Annotated in this window: 14 protein-coding genes and 1 riboswitch; of the genes, 1 reads left to right on the top strand and 13 read right to left on the bottom strand. The window is 42.1% G+C overall.

What is annotated here, in order from left to right; translation table 11 throughout:
* The 12 genes from PVE40_RS04620 to PVE40_RS04565 form a co-directional block, all read right to left on the bottom strand.
* Nucleotides 1-1086, bottom strand: a complete 1086-nt coding sequence (locus PVE40_RS04620) for a glycerol dehydrogenase (protein WP_274730720.1) — start codon at nt 1084-1086, stop codon at nt 1-3.
* Between the two features lie 430 nt (nt 1087-1516).
* A complete protein-coding gene (locus PVE40_RS04615) occupies nt 1517-2755 on the bottom strand; it encodes a S1C family serine protease (RefSeq protein WP_274730719.1) in 1239 nt (412 codons plus the stop codon).
* Between the two features lie 186 nt (nt 2756-2941).
* Entirely contained in the window at nt 2942-3754 is an 813-nt protein-coding gene (locus PVE40_RS04610) for an MBL fold metallo-hydrolase (RefSeq protein WP_274730718.1), read from the bottom strand.
* A gap of 80 nt (nt 3755-3834) precedes the next feature.
* The gene (locus tag PVE40_RS04605) at nt 3835-5655 is read right to left on the bottom strand and encodes a DUF2207 domain-containing protein (RefSeq protein WP_274730717.1); all 1821 of its coding nucleotides are present in this window, start codon (nt 5653-5655) and stop codon (nt 3835-3837) included.
* Between the two features lie 108 nt (nt 5656-5763).
* The gene (gene mgtA / locus PVE40_RS04600) at nt 5764-8382 is read right to left on the bottom strand and encodes a magnesium-translocating P-type ATPase (protein ID WP_274730716.1); all 2619 of its coding nucleotides are present in this window, start codon (nt 8380-8382) and stop codon (nt 5764-5766) included.
* 193 nt (nt 8383-8575) lie between these two features.
* Nucleotides 8576-8742: riboswitch (M-box (ykoK) riboswitch) on the bottom strand.
* A 72-nt stretch (nt 8743-8814) separates the two neighbouring features.
* A complete protein-coding gene (locus PVE40_RS04595) occupies nt 8815-9759 on the bottom strand; it encodes a two-component system regulatory protein YycI (RefSeq protein WP_274730715.1) in 945 nt (314 codons plus the stop codon).
* Nucleotides 9749-11068 (bottom strand): YycH family regulatory protein, encoded by a 1320-nt coding sequence (locus tag PVE40_RS04590; RefSeq protein WP_274730714.1) that lies wholly within the window; start codon nt 11066-11068, stop codon nt 9749-9751. The genes PVE40_RS04595 and PVE40_RS04590 overlap by 11 nt, the downstream gene beginning before the upstream one ends.
* Nucleotides 11065-12915: a cell wall metabolism sensor histidine kinase WalK gene (gene walK, locus PVE40_RS04585; protein WP_274730713.1), complete on the bottom strand. Its 1851-nt coding sequence runs from the start codon at nt 12913-12915 to the stop codon at nt 11065-11067. Before walK ends, PVE40_RS04590 begins: the two co-directional genes overlap by 4 nt.
* 6 nt (nt 12916-12921) lie before the next feature.
* Nucleotides 12922-13626 (bottom strand): response regulator YycF, encoded by a 705-nt coding sequence (gene yycF / locus PVE40_RS04580; protein WP_274730712.1) that lies wholly within the window; start codon nt 13624-13626, stop codon nt 12922-12924.
* A gap of 149 nt (nt 13627-13775) precedes the next feature.
* Nucleotides 13776-15152: a L,D-transpeptidase family protein gene (locus PVE40_RS04575; RefSeq protein ID WP_274730711.1), complete on the bottom strand. Its 1377-nt coding sequence runs from the start codon at nt 15150-15152 to the stop codon at nt 13776-13778.
* Nucleotides 15153-15271: 119 nt separating this feature from the next.
* Nucleotides 15272-15979 (bottom strand): O-methyltransferase, encoded by a 708-nt coding sequence (locus PVE40_RS04570; RefSeq protein WP_274730710.1) that lies wholly within the window; start codon nt 15977-15979, stop codon nt 15272-15274.
* Nucleotides 15980-16050: 71 nt separating this feature from the next.
* On the bottom strand, nt 16051-17397 hold the full coding sequence (locus PVE40_RS04565; protein ID WP_274730709.1) for a hemolysin family protein: 1347 nt from the start codon (nt 17395-17397) through the stop codon (nt 16051-16053).
* 300 nt (nt 17398-17697) lie between these two features.
* On the opposite strand from PVE40_RS04565, the gene cbpA reads away from it, so the two are divergent.
* Nucleotides 17698-18336, top strand: a complete 639-nt coding sequence (gene cbpA, locus PVE40_RS04560) for a cyclic di-AMP binding protein CbpA (RefSeq protein WP_274730708.1) — start codon at nt 17698-17700, stop codon at nt 18334-18336.
* A gap of 39 nt (nt 18337-18375) precedes the next feature.
* On the opposite strand, the gene PVE40_RS04555 is transcribed toward cbpA, so the two are convergent.
* Complete coding sequence (locus PVE40_RS04555; protein WP_274730707.1) at nt 18376-19020, bottom strand: MBL fold metallo-hydrolase; 645 nt, start codon at nt 19018-19020, stop codon at nt 18376-18378.
* Between the last annotated feature and the right edge of the window lie 38 nt (nt 19021-19058).

The raw sequence follows: 19058 nt of genomic DNA, 5'->3' as shown, positions 1-19058 counted from the left end.
CTATTTACTAAGTTGATCCACCGCCAATATCGCATTTGCGACTTCTTCTGGTGTTGTTTCTGGATTCATATTGCGCAACGTTTCTCCTTTAGATGTGGCTAATTTACCAACTTCTAGCAAATCTTCAAAAGTCGCTTCTTCTAGATGCAACTCTGCTAATGTTACAGGCATTCCAATTTCCTTGAAGAAGGTTATATACTTTTGAATATACTCTCCACCGTATCCTTCCAACACAAGTTGTACTAAAATACCATACGCTACTTTTTCACCGTGGGATAGGTGGTGAATGTCTCCACTCAGTGCAGTGAAGCCATTATGGATGGCATGGGCAGCAGCCAACCCACCATTCTCAAAGCCCAACCCGGATAAAAGAGTATTTGCTTCCACTACACGTTCCACTTGAGGAGTCACCAATTGCTTTTGCACAGCCTTGTAAGCGGCAATTCCATGTTCGAACAACGTTTTCTCTGCTGCTTCAGCAATTGCTCTGCCGGCTAGCGTGGTCTTCCCGCCTAGCATCGTGTCGGCATTTGTTTTCATCGCCGCCTTTACTTCAACTAAGGTGGCCATCGCATCTGCCATTCCCGCTGCAAACATGCTGGCTGGAGCATGGACGACAATTCCTGTATCCATCAACACCAAGTCAGGATTTTTATCATAGAATTTATATCCTTCAAATACTCCCTCATCCGAGTAGATAACAGAGAGTGCACTTGTTGGCGCATCAGTAGAGGCAGCAGTTGGTACAATTACAATAGGCACTCCTAAAAGATCCGCTACCGCTTTTGCAGTATCCAGCGTCTTCCCACCACCTAAACCAATGACCAGATCACTCTTCTTCTCTTTCCCTACCTCAGCTAATCGTTCAATCTCTTGATTGGACGATTCTCCACTAAATTCCTCGTAATGATACTCGAACTCTTCTGCTAAACTTTTTTCAACTGGCTCCTGGACGATTTCCCATACACTTGCATCTGACAATAACAACGGTTTGGCTCCAATCGACTTGATTTCCTCACCTAAATCAGCAATAACACCATTTCCTTGGACATACCTTCTGGGAGATTGAAAAATGTACTTTACCATTTGAATCATCCTTTCAGTTTGTTATTTAGTTCACATATACTATAGCATATCTCTATTAAATATAAAAAAATTACACTCATTTTATCGATCTGATGACTTCCTTTCGTCTGATTGGTCTCTTACTTGATACATAAAAGTGTTTTATGTATCAACTGAACAATATTTATGCCACCAGTTAATACAGAACAGCCGCTCAGTAAAGCAAACCGCTCACTTGTCCGAACTAGACTAAGTTCGGCTAAGTAGGTATCTTTTTTACCGCTCACTTGTCCGAACTGGACTAAGTTCGGCTAAGTAGGTACCTTTTTCACTTCTCACTTGTCCGAACTAGACTAAGTTCGGCTAAGTAGATACCTTTTTCACTTCTCACTTGTCCGAACTGGAAAACTGTAACAAAAAAGAGCTGGGATAGTCCCAACTCTTTCTATTCTTATAAGCTTGGTTGACCGTCTGTCAAGGTCACGTCAAGTGTTTGTAATTCGCCGTCACGATAGAATGAGATTTCAATCGTGCTGCCTACTTTTTGTTGGTAAAGAATCTTTCGTAGTTCAACCATGTTACCAACTTCTTCGCCTGCCATTTCAACGATGATGTCGTAAGCTTCTAATCCGGCAGCATCTGCGGCGGATAGTTCTTGGACTTCCGCGACTACTACCCCGTTCGTCAAGTCTTCCGGAACATTGAGTGTAGAACGTTGTTGGGAAGCGGAAACTTGTTGTAAATCAATCATGCTGACGCCAAGGACCGGACGAATGACTTCGCCGTGTTCTTCTAGTTCGGCAATGATTTGAACGACGTCGTTACTTGGAATCGCGAAGCCCATTCCTTCTACGTTTGATGAAGCAATTTTCATGGAATTAATACCAATAACCTTGCCCGCAATGTTAATCAACGCCCCACCGGAGTTCCCTGGGTTAATGGAGGCGTCGGTTTGGATAGCCGTAACGTCCCAGTCGACAATTCCATCGCCGTCAATATCCGTTTCTACAGTACGCTCTGTTGCGGAAACAATTCCTTGAGTCACAGAAGTCGCAAATTCAGTGCCGAGTGGTGACCCGATCGCAATAGCTGGTTCCCCAACATTTAAGTTATTCGAATCGCCAAATTCAGCGACCACCTCAATCCCTTCAGCTGGAATCGATAGCACTGCTAAGTCGGTCCACACATCGCTACCGACTACTTGCGCCTCTTTCTTCGTGCCGTCTTTCATCAAGATTTCTAGCGCATCCGCTCCGTCGATTACGTGATTGTTCGTCACTACATAGGCAATGTCGCCTTCTACTTTATAAATCACACCACTACCGGTTCCTTGGCTAATGTAATCTTCTTCCTCTGGGTTTTCGGTTTGAGGCACTGGGAAGCCAAAGATACTGCCGTTGCTCTCTGCCAGGTTAATAACCGAAACCACCGCTTCTTGAACTTCTTGAACCGCCTCTGTTGTTGCGGTTTCTACATTAACGCTGACGTTGCTGACCTCGTTGTTGTTCTCATTTTCTTCCTGCGTTACTTGTGGTTCTGTCACAGAATCGGTATCCAACACACCGCTGCCAAACAAAAGGCCGCCACCTAATAAAGCAACCGTTGCGCCGCCAAGAAGGCCGCCAATGATTCCACTCTTCAGATTCGATGATTTTTGGTTCCGATTGTTTCTATTTTTTTGCTGACTCATACGTTTTCTCCTTTCTACTTTTGTTGATTTGGATGATGTTGACTCATTAAGCCACACTCACTTTCAAGAATGATTATACACAACCATTTTGAAAAAAATATGAAGAAACTTGGTAGTTTTATTTTATACCAAACGACGCAAAAAGACAGGGAATATGCCTTATCTGGCGTATTTCCTGTCTCCTTCTTAAATATGAAACAACTCTGTCGGTTCAGTAGGATCGGTGTCATACAGATGGAAATCTCTGTTCACGCCTAACCCTTTTGTTGTTAAAATGGTGCCCGCTGTATCGCGCGCAATTTGCTTCATGTTGTTGTCCCTGCTCAAATGTCCGAGATAAATCCGTTTGGTATTGTTTCCTACCATCTCCGCTACTGCAGCAGCGCCGTCATCATTCGATAAATGTCCCTTATCACCTAGAATCCGTTGCTTCAACGACCATGGATAGCGTCCCATCCGTAACAGTTCTAAATCATGATTACTCTCTATTAAATAAACATCTGCATTCTTCAACAATCCTCGCAGCCGATTGCTCACATACCCTGTATCCGTCAGCATCACAAATTGTTTTCCTTCAAATTGGAACGAATAAAATTGCGGCGCTGCAGCATCATGGGAAACACCATAACTCAAAATATCTACGTCCCCTAAAGTCAGCACCTCACCCATTTCAAAAATGTGCTTCTGCTCTACTTTTATCGCTCCTACAGAAGGGGGCAATGCCTTCCAAGTTGCTTCGTTGGCATAAATATCCATCCCGTACTTGCGTGCCAGAACACCAAGTCCATGGACGTGATCCCGGTGCTCATGGGTAATGAGAATGGAATCCACATCAGCTGGATTTCGATCGATTTTTTGCATTAATTCTTGAATTTTCTTGCCACTGAGACCACAGTCAACTAGAATTTTTCGTTTAGGCGTCTCAATATAGGTACAGTTACCGGAGCTTCCGCTTGCCAGCATACTGACACGGAATTCTGTGTTCTTCTCTACATCCATCACTTTTATCCCTCCAGAATCTCTTCCTATTTTAACGCATCCAGACGAAAAATGCAGCCCCATCGAGTGTCCATTATCTTCTAAAAGGCACCGCCACCTGAACCGCCGCCACTTCCTCCAGAAGAGCCGCCGCTGAATCCACCACCAGATCCACTGGAATTGGAATGGGAAGCTGGAGTGGTAGACTGAATTCCATTCTTGATTTGGTTATCGATTGTAGATAAATAATACGGATTGTAATAATAGTAGCTGCCAAAAGAACTGGCTCTGATTTCTTCTTCCGGATATTGAATGCGCATCTGCTCCATTACTTCGTCCGCCGTTCCAAATGCAATCGCATAGACTAGATATTCGTCCCAGAGCTCAACCGAAGCGATATCACTCATGGTAAAGTGATCCACTTCCTTCAACATGCGGCCAAATGCGGACCACTCTTTCTGCGCTCGGTCTCCTTCTGAGGTAAGCGTCGGATGTTTAAGGTAGTAGCGCAACAAGAGAGCCGTTACGATCACACCCATTGCCGGCAGTAAGAAAACCAATCGGGTCACTTCCGTAGTAAGTACACTCGCAATCGATATTCCTAGAAAAACCAGATTTACCACTACTGATAGAACAACCCATATGGTGGCTTTCTTTGCGTGCTTGGCTAGATATCTTTCCACGTAAGGCTGGGCATCTTGAATGACGGTTATCCGCCAATCGGACCACTTCTTGTAAAAGCGCTGTGCCTTTTTCTCGTGGCGATGCAGTCGTTCGATATCGCTAAAGGTCACTCTTTCACCATTTCCGGCGACATGGATAAACCAGTCAATGAACAATTCTTCGTGTTCCATCAATGTTTCATCAGCTTTTTCCCCTTTAGTAATGACATAATCTTTCTTCTTCGGCACCTCTTCCATCTGAAGGTATCCCTTCCGCACCAAGTTCATTAAGGTGGCAGAGACGTCTGCGTGGCTCGGAGTGCGGCCAAAAACGGCAACGTTCATCACTGCAGGTGGAATCGCAGCAGGTGGCTCATAGAGATAGTCAGGTCCCTCTGTTGGGTTGGGATTGGCAGCTCGTGTTTTCGTGACCAGCCAAATATAAACCAAGATAGATACCAACAGACCAACCAAGGAAAAGCCTACTGCTACTGCGAACATAGTCCGATTGCTCTTTTGTTTCTCACCGGCTAGACGAGCTTCATACGTTACAATCTCTTCGTATTTGTCTTCGTTTACCACATTCGGGTTGTTTGGTGTGACCGAAGTGGGAAAAAGAACGCGCGCTTCAACGAACTGGTTCGGCGGATTTTGATCCAAGGTTAAGGTTACCTTCTGGTTATCTTCGACCTCCACGTTTCCAGTGCGCTCCCCATGTGCCCATGCCTGCAGCTCGCCGTCTGATACCGGCGTTGGCAAGGTAATGGTAATATCGATATCTTCTAGCGGATCGGTCCATCCCACACCAATAATTTTTCGGTTTAATTCAGCTGTATCATTATAGTTTGTAATGATCTCCGGCAAACGGTAGCTGTAGATAACGGTCTGTTCCGCATCTTCAATTGGTTGGTAAACGGTGAAGGCTACGTAATCACCTTCCATCTGCGCTTGATAGGTACCAGGTTCTTGCGAATTCTCGGCATCCATTTCCGTCGGTGTTTCTTCGTCTTCCCCTTGTAGAAAAACGGACAGATCGGTGGGCGCTTCAATACCTCGAACATCTAAACGGTAGTTCACCCCATTAAAGGCACCATCGAAGTCATAGGTGATTTTTTCAGTAAACAACGCGCTCCCATCTGCTTCAATTTCTACTACTACATCATAATCAATAATTTCATAATAACGATCTGAAGCCTCCACAACTTCTACTGAGGAGAAAAAGGTGAAAATCAACCCAATCCACAGTCCAATCTTTTTCATTCAAGCACCTCCACTTCCTTTATTATCGTTCATTTCTTTTATAGGATAAAATAGTTTTATATCTTCAAGTTTAAGTTAGCGCGTCCGCCCCATCAACTTGTTCATACTTTATAGCCATTTTTTATTGATGTTTACATAAATCATTTTAACGATTTGCGTCGTTATAATATAACCTACAATAATAATAGATGCCCATATCCAATATCTCGATGGTAGAGCTACTAAGTCAATATACGTACCAAAATGGCTTCCAGGAACTAATATTGCTGCTATAACAACCACAAAAGTCGATAACGTAACCGCAAAACTTGCTCTACTTTGGATAAAGGGTACTTTCTTCGTTCTAATAACATGAACAATGAGTGTTTGAGTAATTAAGCCAATAACGAACCAACCACTGTGGAACAATGCTGCATCTTGTACTGTATTAGCTTGGAAAACAAACCACATTAATAGAAATGTTAAGATATCAAAAATTGAACTAATCGGTCCAACTACTAGCGTAAATTTCAGCAAGTCTGACGTTCCCCATTTGGTAGGTTTCATCAAATCTTCTTCATCCATACGATCCCATGGAATTGTTAGTTGTGCAATATCATAAATCAAGTTTTGAACAAGCAACTGGATAGACAACATCGGTAGAAACGGTAAAAAAGCACTCGCAATTAAGACACTAAGAACATTCCCGAAGTTAGAGCTGACAGTCATCTTGATGTACTTCATCATATTTCCAAACACATTACGTCCTTCGAGTACACCATCTTCTAAGACTGTCAAACTCTTCTCTAGCAGAATAATGGAGCTAGCTTCCTTGGTAATATCTGCCGCATTATCAACAGAGATTCCTACATCTGCTGTACGAAGAGCAGGTGCATCATTAATACCATCTCCCATAAAACCAACAGTATGACCTTTCGCCTGTAACGATTTTAAAATTCTGGATTTTTGAGCTGGATTTAGTTTTGCGAAAAGATTAACTTCTTCAACTACATTTGTTAATTCTTCATCGTTCATTTGATCTAGCTCTGTTCCTAAAATAGCGCGGTTAACCATGATACCAACATCTTTACAAATCTTTTGCGCTACGATTTCATTGTCACCGGTCAGAACTTTTACATTTACCCCATGTTCATGCAGCGATTGAATAGCTGTAATAGAGGATTGTTTCGGCGGGTCTAAGAAGCCCATAAACCCTGAGATAATCATATCTTGCTCATCTTTCACTGAATAAATAGCTGAGTCATGAACATTTTCTTTATATGCAACAATTAAGACTCGCATGCCTTTCATATTCATTTTTGTGCTAATCGCTTCTATATTCTGACGTAGTTCCTCCGTTAAAGGAATCACAACACCATGAATTTCCACGTGACTGCAGATACCCATCATCTCTTCAGCTGCACCTTTCGTAATCATTAACTGTTTGTCAGCTGTCTTAACAGCTACAGTCAGGCGACGGCGGGAAAAGTCAAAAGGAATTTCATCGATTTTTTCTGCTGGTGCAAAATTAATGTGATCACGATTTTCTTCAACATAATCTAAAATCGCATGATCCATCACATTTTTCCAACCAGTTTGGTAATTGGAGTTCATATAAGTGAGCTTCAATACATCATTGCTTTCGTTTCCGAGAGCATCTAAATGCTGAACAAGAACAACTTTATCTTCTGTAATGGTTCCCGTTTTATCCGTACATAAAATATCCATGGCACCTAAGTTTTGAATAGCATTCAGTTCCTTCACAATCACTTTTTTACGAGACATTGTGATTGCTCCTTTTGCTAGATTACTGGTTACAATCATCGGTAGCATTTCAGGTGTTAAACCAACAGCAATCGCAATGGAGAAGAAAAATGCTCCTGCCCAGTCCTCTTTTGAAATCCCATTAATTAGGAAAACAATAGGAACCATTACCGCCATAAAGCGCAGTAACAACTTACTAACATTTTTCACACCACGGTCAAAGCTTGTTTCTCCTCTCGATCGTGTTGATTCTGAGGCAATATCACCGAAAAAGGTAGATTCACCGGTTTTTAGAACGAGTAACTTCCCTTGCCCACTCAATACATCTGTCCCCATAAATACTAAATTTTCAAAATCTAAAGCAGTCACCATGCTTGGATCATGATTGTTTAGTTGAGCGAAAACGTACTTCTCAACCGGTAAAGACTCACCCGTTAGTGAAGATTGATTAACGAATAAATCTTTCGCCCATAAAAGACGTCCATCAGCTGGAATCATATCACCGGTTGATAAATTTATAATATCACCAGGAACTACTTCATGAATAGGAATTTCCTTAGTGACATTCTCTCGTGTGACAGAACAAGTTGTTTCAATCAACCCTTTTAGAGCCAAGCTCGCTTGCTGTGACCGATATTCTTGGAAAAAGTGTAACATTGCACTAAAGAAAATCATGAGTCCCATAATTATACTCGCATCATAATCTTTAGTGGCTGCTGATACAACCATCAAGAGGGCTAATACATAGATAAAGGGGTCTTTGAAGCCTTGCAATAATAACTTCGACCATGGTATTGGCTTCTGAATTGCTACTTCGTTTAAACCATAAGTATCTAAGCGTATTTCTGCTTCGCCTTGGCTAATTCCTCGTAAATCTGTTTGTAATTCTTTTAATACAGTGTCATTTGCCAAGCCACCTAATCTTACTAACTCACTGTTCTTTGTTTTTTTTTCTACAACAAGATGTCTTGTTTTGTTTGCCATTCCCTATCTCTCCCTTTTGAAGCAGCAGGTAATCGTCCTGCCCTTCATTCATCATTAATTGCGTCAAACTCGGATCCGGATTCACCCAACCACCCCCAGGTCAATAATAGTTTCGTAAAAAATGAAAAAAGCCCCGCTCAAAGAAGCAGGGCTTTACCGTAAAACATAAAATACCATTTAAATTATTTTGTGTTAATGTCCTCTTCATTGAGTTTTAGCACTGTAGAGCATAGGGACTTAAACCCAGCTACATTAAGAACTCCCTTAATTCGAAAGTTCCTGGTAACCCATTGGTGTCTTTCGACATTTCTGGGCAGTAGCGTGTCTCTCATACAGACGCCTCACCTAACAAGGTTATTCAATTTTTACTTATTAATCATACATGTCTTGGACACAAAAGGCAACCATCACAATTTTGCACGTACAATTCTTTTATTCTGCAATCAAAATCCGATCACTGTGAGAATCCACATTCAAATTAGCATCCAATGCTTCATTGGTTTGAAGGACAGCATCTTCGATACTGCTTTCTACGCTGTCTTCTTCGGGTTTGCTGCTAGAATTTGGATTCATGATGGAAGGAACGGAGATCAAGTTTCCTGTTAATGCATCCACGTACTTCACTTGAATGGGTACATCGTCGCGGGCAATTTCTACGTACCACATCGGACTGTAAATATTCATGTCTTGTAAGCTGAGTGTTTGGTAATACGTTAAGTTGATTCTGCGCAGAGAAGAGTTGTTAGGAATCTGATTATTCAAATACAGTGCTTCAATTGCAGCTTGTTCCGAGATAACCATTCGATTCTTTCCTTGCGCTTCGGGTAGACCGATATACGTCTGTTCATAGGAAACCACTTCCCCATCCGGATTAAGGTGGAAGGTTAGAGAAGCCGTTCCATCCGCAATGGGATACTCCTCCGCATGTTGAACATAGATAATCCGCTGGTTGGCTTCTTGATAGGTTAGGAACGAATAATCTTGTGCTTTTAAAACATTCCCATCTTTCATAAATGTCTCAATCGGCGCTAATCGTTCTTCCAAAGGTACGGACGGACTCATATCTAATTCAATCGGATTCGTCAGTACACTCCATAGCTTATTGTTTTCCATGCGAGTCGTTTGATTGCTCAACGTACCTGCATGTTCAGCTAGATAGTCCGTTTTGTCTGCTTTAAGGATGGGGATGCGGATTTGTTCATCGCTAAGTTCTGGCGCCTCAATGTTGTCATTACGCATTCCTTCCTCTAACCGAACCGTTGTACTTGGATCACCTGCGTTCAACTCTTTGTCCTTTTCCAGCAAAACAGTGATGAGATACAAATTAAGAATGGAGAAAGTGATAATCAAGATGATCTGAATTCGTTTATAATCCATATTGACTCTCCTCCATCACCGTCAGCCATGATTCTACGGTCTTCCACGTGCCATCGATTTTAACAAACCAGCGTGGAGTCATTTCGGTAATTCTGGTACTCTCTTCACTGCTTCTCCACTCGTAGCCCAACTGAAGCATTTCTATCTCGGAGAAAGCAAAGCCATTCTCGGTCAACATATTGATTACTTCCTGTGTCCTTGGCAATTCGATGACGGCCTCACGATCTTCCAGCGGAGTCTGGATGACTTCGGTAGGGTATTGAATCCGAATCGGATAGCTGTTTCCCATCTCCATTCGAACGATACCGCGTTCTTGAACGTTGAAAACAGGCAAGCCCTTGAGGAAGCGGCGATACGTAATTTCACTGATGTCACTGTTGTATCCGACAAAATAAGAATTCTGCGTCCACGTATCAATAAATTTCAAGGAATGAAAACTATCTTTAACTTGTTGATAAGTTGGAATATTGGTTGGATCTAAGTTGTTTCGATAGTAATACAGTAATCCCGTATCTTTATTGATTCGCAGTTCAGAAATGTTGTCACTATAAGCTGTAACAAATTCATTACTGCCATCCCGCAATTCCGTTGTATCTTCGAACAACTGATTGATGAAGAAACTGTTCGGCTGCTTCTCAATTAAATAAGAGTAGCTAGAGAGTTCAACCGGATCGCGTGGTAAAAAGGAAATTCCTTCTTGGAAAGCATAGGCATCTGCCACACGAAAAGCTTCTTGATTTTCTGTATAAAGAGAAATGAGCGGCTGCATACTCTGTTCAGGACGGCTCGCAATATAGACATTGCGATCGGCGTCGTTGACCAAATAGATGGGCTGCGATAAATCCGTTGAAATCAGGATTCGATTAATCTGACGATCCATTAATTCTTCTGGCATAAAGTCAAAGTATTGGGTCAATAGAGCGAAATGAATGGCTGCTGGAAATTTAACTTCCACCCTGCCCGTTTCTAATAACAATTCACGGTACGCCGATTCTGGGTAGAGCCTCTCAAACTGCAGCTCCTGCATCTTCCATTCCATCATAAATTTGTTCACATCACTCATAACAGTTGGCTCTTGGGTAACATAGGTATTCATATTGGAATGAACGGCCAGCTGATAAGGTGCAAACAGATCTTCCAAACTCTTGACGTTTGTACTTGGTACAGACGTTCCTTGGCTGGACGGGTCTACCCGCTGCACACTCACAATACTGGAGGGTACAATCAGGATCCGCCATGATAAATACAAGCTGAGGAATACTAAAGCGTATAAAACAAAGGAAATCCATTTTGCTTGGTTTTGCTTCATGCCCATTCCTCCTCTTCAAATGATTCATATGGCAAGGAAATGAAAAAGGTCGACCCTTTATTTTCCACACTCGTAGCCCAAATTCTTCCACCATGGAGGGTCAGCACTTCTTTAGAAATCGCCAGCCCTAATCCGGTGCCTCCCATGGAACGTGCGCGTGCCTTGTCAACGCGGTAGAACCGCTCAAAGACGTGCTGCAAGTCCTTACGAGGAATACCTAGCCCTTCATCCGTGATGCTGATGACGACACTGTTATGCGTCTCCATCAAGCGGCACGTAATCGCCCCTCCATCGGGTGAATACTTCAAGGCATTGTTTAGGATGTTATCAATTACTTGGGTCATTTTATCTTGATCGATATCCACCCACAACGTACGTTGGGTGAAATCACGGATAATTTTATAATTTTTGTCTCGGTATTCTTCCGCTTGGAGCATCATGTCAAAGCGGTCCAAAATATGAGAGAACAAAGCATTCATACTAACGTACTCCAGCTCCAACTGCATCCTACCTTGATCCATACGGGAAAGATTAAGCAAATCGCCAATCATCCGAGTCATCCGGTTTGTTTCGGTGGAAATGACCTGGAGGAAGTTTGGAGCAATAGACTCATCTTTCCATGCACCTTCCTGCAAGGATTCCACATAACTCTTAATACTCGTAAGCGGAGTACGCAACTCATGCGACACGTTTGATACGAAGTTGCGACGTTCTTGCTCTACTTTCTCTTGTTCCGTAATATCAGAGAGCACGCAGACTAGACCGCTGATAAAACCAGTCTCCCGTTGGATGATAGAGAATTTCCCTTGTAGGATATTCGTTTCCTTACTTTCTTTATCTTCATAATTCAAAATTAAATCATCTGTTGTTTCTAAGAGTTGGCGGAAGCTGAATTTTGAACCTAACCGCAAGACCTTCATGATGGATTTGCCTACTGCTTCTTCCTGACTCATCCCTAGTAAATCAAGCGCCCGTGTATTGATGATAATCACCTTTCCACGGCGATCGGTCGCCAATACCCCTTCAGACATATGCTTCAAGACACTGTCTAACCGCTGCCGTTCTGCTTCCGTCGTTTCTTGGGCATCCTTTACCTTCAGGGAGAGATCATTGATGGTTTCTGCGAGTTCACCCAGCTCATCGTTTCCGTAAATTCGTACCTTTCCTGAATAATCTCCTTGCGCAATATTCATGGTCTGACTACGCATTTCGGAAATGGGCTTCGTCAACCCACGTGAGATAATAACTGCTAGGACAATGGTGATTCCGATCGCAAAGAAAGACGCGTTCAAGAAAATCGTTACAATTCCTTGAATTTGGTTGTATACCGTTTCGATATTCGATTCCATCATAATAGCACCGATCGTTTCTCCAGCGTGATCCTCGGAAAAAATCGGTGACACATTCTTGAGGACACGGATGTTCCGGCTCTCATCTAAATATTGATATTTGCGGCTGTTTTCCAATAACAACGTTTGCTGTACATCGCGGTCTGTCGACTTCAATCCGACAATCGATTGTCTCGTTTGGTCGTTCGTCCCCAGGATATACCCATGTTCGTCAATTACTTGGATTTCTAAGAAATCGCCGCCGATATAATCACGCAACACATTCTGGATGGAGCTCTCCATGGAGGCTTGCTCTTCTTCATCCAGAATAGGGTTGAGTGTATTTTCTAGCAAACGGACCGTTAGGCTCATTTGGTTATCGAAGTTATTAATTAAATTCGTCTCCAATTGACGAATAAAATAGGCCCCAATAATTTGTAAAGATACCAATAGCAGAAAAATAAACAGCATTGGTATCTTAAAATGTATGGATTGGATCCATTTGATTTTTTTGTTCATCAACGATTACTCCTGATCAGGGTTTTTCAAATAGTAGCCTACTCCTCTACGTGTCATGAGCCAGGTTGGATGACTTGGGGTATCTTCAATCTTCTCCCGTAAGCGGCGGACCGTCACATCAACGGTACGGACATCACCAAAATAATCATATCCCCACACGGTTTGCAACAAATGCTCGCGCGTCATCACTTGGCTTAAGTGTTTGGCTAGATAATGCAACAGCTCAAATTCACGGTGAGTCAGTTCAATTTCTTCTCCGCGCTTCGTCACGACATATGCATCTTCGTGAATGGTTAAAACGCCTACTTGAATCTCGTTGACTGCATCTTTTGGTTCAGCTGCAGGTACAGCACTGATACGACGTAAGTTTGCTTTTACTCGTGCCACCAATTCTCGGTTGGAGAAAGGCTTCGTGATATAATCATCTGCCCCTAACTCAAGGCCGAGTACTTTATCAATCTCGGAATCTTTCGCGGTCAACATAATAATCGGAATGTCACTTGTTTTTCTGATTTGTCGACAAACTTCTAGACCGTCTACTTTGGGTAACATTAAATCCAATAACATCAAGTCCGGGTTTGTCTCTTCAAATCGTGCGAGTGCTTCTTCCCCGTCAAAGGCCGTTACCACTTCGAAACCTTCCTTAGTGAGATTGAATTGGATGATATCTGAAATCGGCTTTTCGTCATCTACTACTAGAATTTTTTTCATCGATTTTCTATCTCCTTGAAGGATATTCTCCTTATTTGTGATTCTATTTCATTATACAGCTAATTACCAAATTGTGTAAAACACTTTTTGTAAGCGTCTCCTTATGTTGAAAGAGCTGAGATTTTCATCCCAGCCCCTTTTTTCGATTATTAAAATAAAACAACTGGCGTACCCACTTCTAACATGGAGAATAGTTCTGCCATAGCTCCAGGTGGTGTGTTGATACAGCCGTTTGAACCATTTGCCACCCATTGATCAGACGCAAAGGAAGCTTGCCAATTCGCATCATGGATACCAATTCCGTCCCAGTTTAATGGAACCCAATATTCAACTGGTGTTGCGTAGTCCGCTTCTCTTCTTGGATTGTAGCCGACTAATTTTGTATCTTCTACTTTATCCCAAGCATAAAAGACACCGATTGGGGTTGGGGTTTGTTGATGACCTGATACGATTGGAGTTTCGAACACTTTCTTCCCGTCTTTGTAATAGTACATGGTTTGTGCTTGCAGGTCGACTTCTATATATGTTCCGCCAATATCTGTGCCATCTTCGTGATAACCAGAACCGAGAACGGTCGGTTGAACGTCTACATCTTCTCCTGCCAACAAGTAATTTACTAGTTTTTCGGATTCTGCTTCGGTAGCAATGGACCAGCCATATTCACCAGGTGGTACTTCTACTGTACCGCGATTGGTGCTCTTGAAACTTCTGGTCTTTTCGTAAGTAGCATATTTGTCATGCAAAGTATCCAAGTATTCTTTGGCCGCTGCTTGATCAACCGTTGGATTTCCTTCTCCGTCTACTTTCAACCAAGTAACAATCTTTTCTTTCGGCACGACTTCTTCTGCGCCAGAAATTTGATACGTGATGACGGTATCCGCCAAGTCACTCAATTTCTCAAGTGCTGTCTTTAATTCAGGGCTCTCACTAGTTAAGGTTGGTTGTTGGTACGCTTCTTCTATTTTCACTTCGCTCTTACCGTCTGTCATGGAAGCAACAAGGTTTTGTTCCAATTTAGCGCGGTCCACTGCTGTACCCAGTACTTCCTTTTCAATTACAAAGGTATCCCCTTCGCTCTTTACTTGGGCATTTTGCGGTACGGCTCGTTCTCCACTCTCTAAAGATAAGGAATCAACGAGTGATTGCAGTGCTTCTTGATTATAAGTGACTGCTTCGTTGGAAAGTGCAAGTTCTGAATCTTGGAAGAAGGCAATCGGCCACTTCCAGCCACCTTGTTTGGTTTTCTCTTCTTTTAAGAAAGACTCTCCATCTACACTGGCTTCTAGTTGAGCGGGTGTAAAAGTCGCAAGTGTGTTGCCATTTTCAACAATCTCAATATTTTTTGCATGAAGATTTTTAGCGATTTTACGATTGGCTTCTGCTACGGTGTCTCCTGACAAATCTAACGTTCCCATTGTTGTGTTCGGCAAGAAATGATCTTGATAATACATTCCGCCGCTAATATATCCCATTAGCATAATAGCAAATGCGCTGATGCTAGCAATGACAATCGTTTTTTTCTTCAAACGTATTCCTCCATTTAAATGTTTCATTGCGAATTGTTACTTTTACATTACAGTTACATTACATGATTCGTTACTTTGCCTATTGTAACGCAAATCGGTCGATTTGGCTATATTTTTGCTTAATTTTCTTCAATTTCTAAGATAGAAAAGAAATCGAACGCTTCTTTTTTAACAATCATAAGTAACCCATCCCCTAGCGGCACTAAGGAAGTTTCAAGAGCAGGGTGATCCATAACTAAGTCCAGCAACAGATTCAGACGGCGATGGATCTTCCGCACCCGTTTCGGAATTTCCTTCTCGTCATGCAGAATCGTTCCTCCTTGGAACACATCATCAATAATCAGCATGCCACCCAATTTCAATAGATCCATGCAATACGGGAAGAATTCATAGTACTTGGACTTCGCGCTATCCATAAAGATGAGGTCGTAGGGTCCTTGTAAAGTTGGCAAAATATCTGCCGCATCTCCTTCCAATAAGGTGATGCGGTCTTCGAAGCCCATTTTTTTGAAGTTCGCCTTTGCCCGCTCAATCATGATGTCGAAACGGTCAATCGTTGTGACATGACCGTCTTCACCAACATGCTGGGCTAAAAGACTCGCGGAGAAGCCGATTGCTGTTCCGATTTCAAGAACTTGCTTTGGTTTTAGTTGACCTACGATTAAATTAAGAAATACTGCTGTTTCGTGTGGGATAATGGGAATTCGTCTTTCATTTGCATATGCCTCGACTTCTCCAAGCTTGCCATCGAATGCTTTTAATCCTTCGCGCATAAATGTGACCAATTCTTTCTGTACAACTGGCCGCTCCATCATTTCATTTTTCATGATCCTTACCTCCATAAATAAAATCCAACCAAGGTGCACATTCCTATGCAACATCGGCTGGATTTCTTTCTTTATTCTTCTGATTGGTTACCAGAAGATTCTAGCTTCGAATTTTCTTGACGCACAACGTGGATGGAACGGATTCTGCCGCTCTCCACATTCGTAGTAGTCAATAAATACCCGTCGATTTTGATTTCAACTTGCTCATGATCATCTGGGAAATGACCGATTTCTTCTATTATATACCCACCAATTGTATCCACTTCATTGGACTCCAACTCGGTATCAAATAATTGGTTGAACTTCTGCAGATTCATCTTCCCGTTGACCACATAATTGTTGTCATCCAGTTTCCGAGAGAGACGTTGAATCTCATCGTACTCATCATCAATGTCACCGACGATTTCTTCCAACAAGTCTTCCAGTGTTACAATCCCTTCTACTCCGCCATACTCATCCTTCAAGATGGCCATGTGGGTATGTTGCTTCCGGAATTCTACCAGTAAATCATCAATAAAAATCGTAGACGGAACGAATAATGGCTCATTCACTAAATTTCTAAAGTCTAAGCGTTCAAAACCAACTTCTTTTGAAGCTTTCAAAACGTTCTTCATATGTAACACACCGATAATGTTGTCTTTATCACCTTCATATACCGGCATACGAGAAAAAGGACTTTCCAGAACCAATTCTAGGTTATCACTCAAATCATCTTCTAAATCAATCATTAGTGTATCCGTACGTGGAACCATCAATTCACGCGCCAATCGTGTATCTAACGAAAGCACGCCTTCCATCATGTTAAATTCAGAAGGATCGATAGCACCTTGTCCCGAACTTTGCGCTAAGATTTGTCGCATTTCATCCCGTGTTACCTTCTCTTCTTGCTTGGTAAAATCAATCGGCGAGATTTTTTTCAAGATATTCGTGGAAGCAGACAGCAACCAGATAAATGGTTTCATGACTACTTTTACAGCTGAAATGGTTCCTGAAGTCAAGCGAGCAATCTGTTCAGGCATTTGTAAGGCGATTTGCTTCGGATAAAGCTCACCCAAGACAAGGGTAACATAAGATAAAATAACCGTGATGATTAGCGTTGCGATGGTTTCCCACCCTGCAATACTTCCAAGTAACGGTTCCAAGTAAGGCACAAAGTTTGAAGAAGCCGCAGCACTATTGAAAAATCCAGCCAACGTGATGGCAACTTGAATGGTTGCTAAAAAGTCATCTGGCTCCTCTAATAACTTCAACACTCTCTTCGCTTTTTTATCACCTTCGCCGGCCATCGTCTCCATTTTCTGACGGTTAATGGATACAAAAGCTAATTCAGCAGAAGCAAAAAAAGCATTCAACAGAGTTAATACGAGGACAATCATTAGGTATACGAGCAAACTCTGGCCTTCGGGGTCTGGGTTCATAATTAAGTATTTCTCCTTTTTCAACATTTATTTTTTGTTACAATATGTGTATTGTACTTTATATGATAGTGAATTATTCATAGAAAATCAAGATACTTTAGAAATCCTTATCTTTTTTTAGTGAATTTTTATCATCTGATTTTAATTTTACGAAAATCTATTTGACTGGAAAAGTGCTCTCGTTATTGTGGTTACGCTATTTTCACATTAGACATGTTTTTTGTTTTTTCATTGCATTTTCTCATTTTAGTGTTATCATTTGTTTAAAAGATATTTATTTTATATTAGGAGGAACAACCTATGCTTATTCGTTCGCTTGCCATCCCAAAGAGAGACTTAACGGTGGTAAAGGAATCTGCCACCTTACAAGAGGCAATCGACATCTTGGAAGAGTCAGGCTTCCGCTGTGTTCCTATTTTAGATGAAACAGGCACACTCTTTCGGGGAAATGTCTATAAAATGCACATTTACCGCCACAAAGCTAATGGCGGAGATATGAACTTGCCCGTAACGCACTTATTGAAAAACGCAACAAAATTCATTTCAATCGACAGCTCTTTCTTCAAAGTATTCTTTACCATCAAGGAGCTTCCTTATATCGCAGTCCTCAACAAGGACATGACCTTCTTCGGTATCTTAACCCACAGTAGCTTGTTGAACATGTTGGCACAATCATGGAGTGTGGATGTAGGGAGTTATGTATTGACGATTGTGGCACCGAGCCGCCGTGGTGACTTATTCCAAATCACGAAAATCGTTAATAAAGTTACCTCCATCGCCAGCTTGATCACGCTGGATGTTACACGGGACGATGTATTGCGCCGCGTACTTCTAACCTTACCGGCTGACACGACCAAGGCTGAATTGGATCAAGTTATCCAAGGTCTGGAAAAACAAGAATTTCGCGTTATTTCAATTGAAAATTTGCAAGATCAATAAGAAGAATAAGAGGCTGGGACAAAAGTCCAGCCTCTTATTTTATCTCATTCTACCGTTTAAGAATGGATTGGTATCTTTTTCTTGTTGAACCGTCGTTGGTTCGCCATGTCCTGGGAATAATACAAAATCACCCGGCAGCGGCAAAATGTGGTTGTTGATTCCCTCCATCAAAGACTCATGGCTGCCATAAGGGAAATCGGTACGGCCTACGCTTCCTTGGAAGATAACATCGCCCACAATTCCAAAGCCGCTTTCCTTGAATAGAAAGACTAAACTTCCTGGAGAGTGTCCTGGGATGTGTTGCATGTCAAAGGTAAACTCGCCAATTTGGTTTGTTCCCATTGTGTCTAAGTAAAAATCAGCTGGTTTCTCAATGATGACATCTTCCATTTCTGGATGTCTGCCAGAACCATTCTGCATCGGATCAACGAGCCAGTCTTTTTCGATGGAGCTCTGGTAGAGCGGCACACCGTATGTAGCACGAATCTCGTTAACTGCTCCAATGTGATCATAATGGGCGTGGGTCAGCACGATAGCAAAAGGTTTCAAGTTGTTTACTTCAATTACATCTTTTATTTCATCGGGTTCCGCACCTGGATCAAAAATAATCGTGTCGCGATTCTCACCGACTAAGAAATAACAATTCTCTTCAATCTTGCCTACTGTAAGAGCTAGTAATTCCATTTTTTATTCCTCCGTTCTTCTCTTTCATTGAAATTAAG

It is taken from the genome of Jeotgalibaca caeni (assembly GCF_028863945.1).
In the GTDB taxonomy this organism is placed as follows: Bacteria; Bacillota; Bacilli; order Lactobacillales; family Aerococcaceae; genus Jeotgalibaca; species Jeotgalibaca caeni.
This window is presented reverse-complemented; position numbering and strand designations above follow the sequence as displayed.

Coding starts and splice junctions, on each gene's coding strand:
- cbpA (WP_274730708.1), top strand. CDS start 17,698: ATGCTTATTCGTTCGCTTGCCATCCCAAAGAGAGACTTAACGGTGGTA.
- PVE40_RS04610 (WP_274730718.1), bottom strand. CDS start 3,754: ATGGATGTAGAGAAGAACACAGAATTCCGTGTCAGTATGCTGGCAAGC.
- mgtA (WP_274730716.1), bottom strand. CDS start 8,382: ATGGCAAACAAAACAAGACATCTTGTTGTAGAAAAAAAAACAAAGAAC.
- PVE40_RS04590 (WP_274730714.1), bottom strand. CDS start 11,068: ATGAAGCAAAACCAAGCAAAATGGATTTCCTTTGTTTTATACGCTTTA.
- PVE40_RS04570 (WP_274730710.1), bottom strand. CDS start 15,979: ATGAAAAATGAAATGATGGAGCGGCCAGTTGTACAGAAAGAATTGGTC.
- walK (WP_274730713.1), bottom strand. CDS start 12,915: ATGAACAAAAAAATCAAATGGATCCAATCCATACATTTTAAGATACCA.
- PVE40_RS04615 (WP_274730719.1), bottom strand. CDS start 2,755: ATGAGTCAGCAAAAAAATAGAAACAATCGGAACCAAAAATCATCGAAT.
- yycF (WP_274730712.1), bottom strand. CDS start 13,626: ATGAAAAAAATTCTAGTAGTAGATGACGAAAAGCCGATTTCAGATATC.
- PVE40_RS04595 (WP_274730715.1), bottom strand. CDS start 9,759: ATGGATTATAAACGAATTCAGATCATCTTGATTATCACTTTCTCCATT.
- PVE40_RS04620 (WP_274730720.1), bottom strand. CDS start 1,086: ATGGTAAAGTACATTTTTCAATCTCCCAGAAGGTATGTCCAAGGAAAT.
- PVE40_RS04565 (WP_274730709.1), bottom strand. CDS start 17,397: ATGAACCCAGACCCCGAAGGCCAGAGTTTGCTCGTATACCTAATGATT.
- PVE40_RS04555 (WP_274730707.1), bottom strand. CDS start 19,020: ATGGAATTACTAGCTCTTACAGTAGGCAAGATTGAAGAGAATTGTTAT.
- PVE40_RS04605 (WP_274730717.1), bottom strand. CDS start 5,655: ATGAAAAAGATTGGACTGTGGATTGGGTTGATTTTCACCTTTTTCTCC.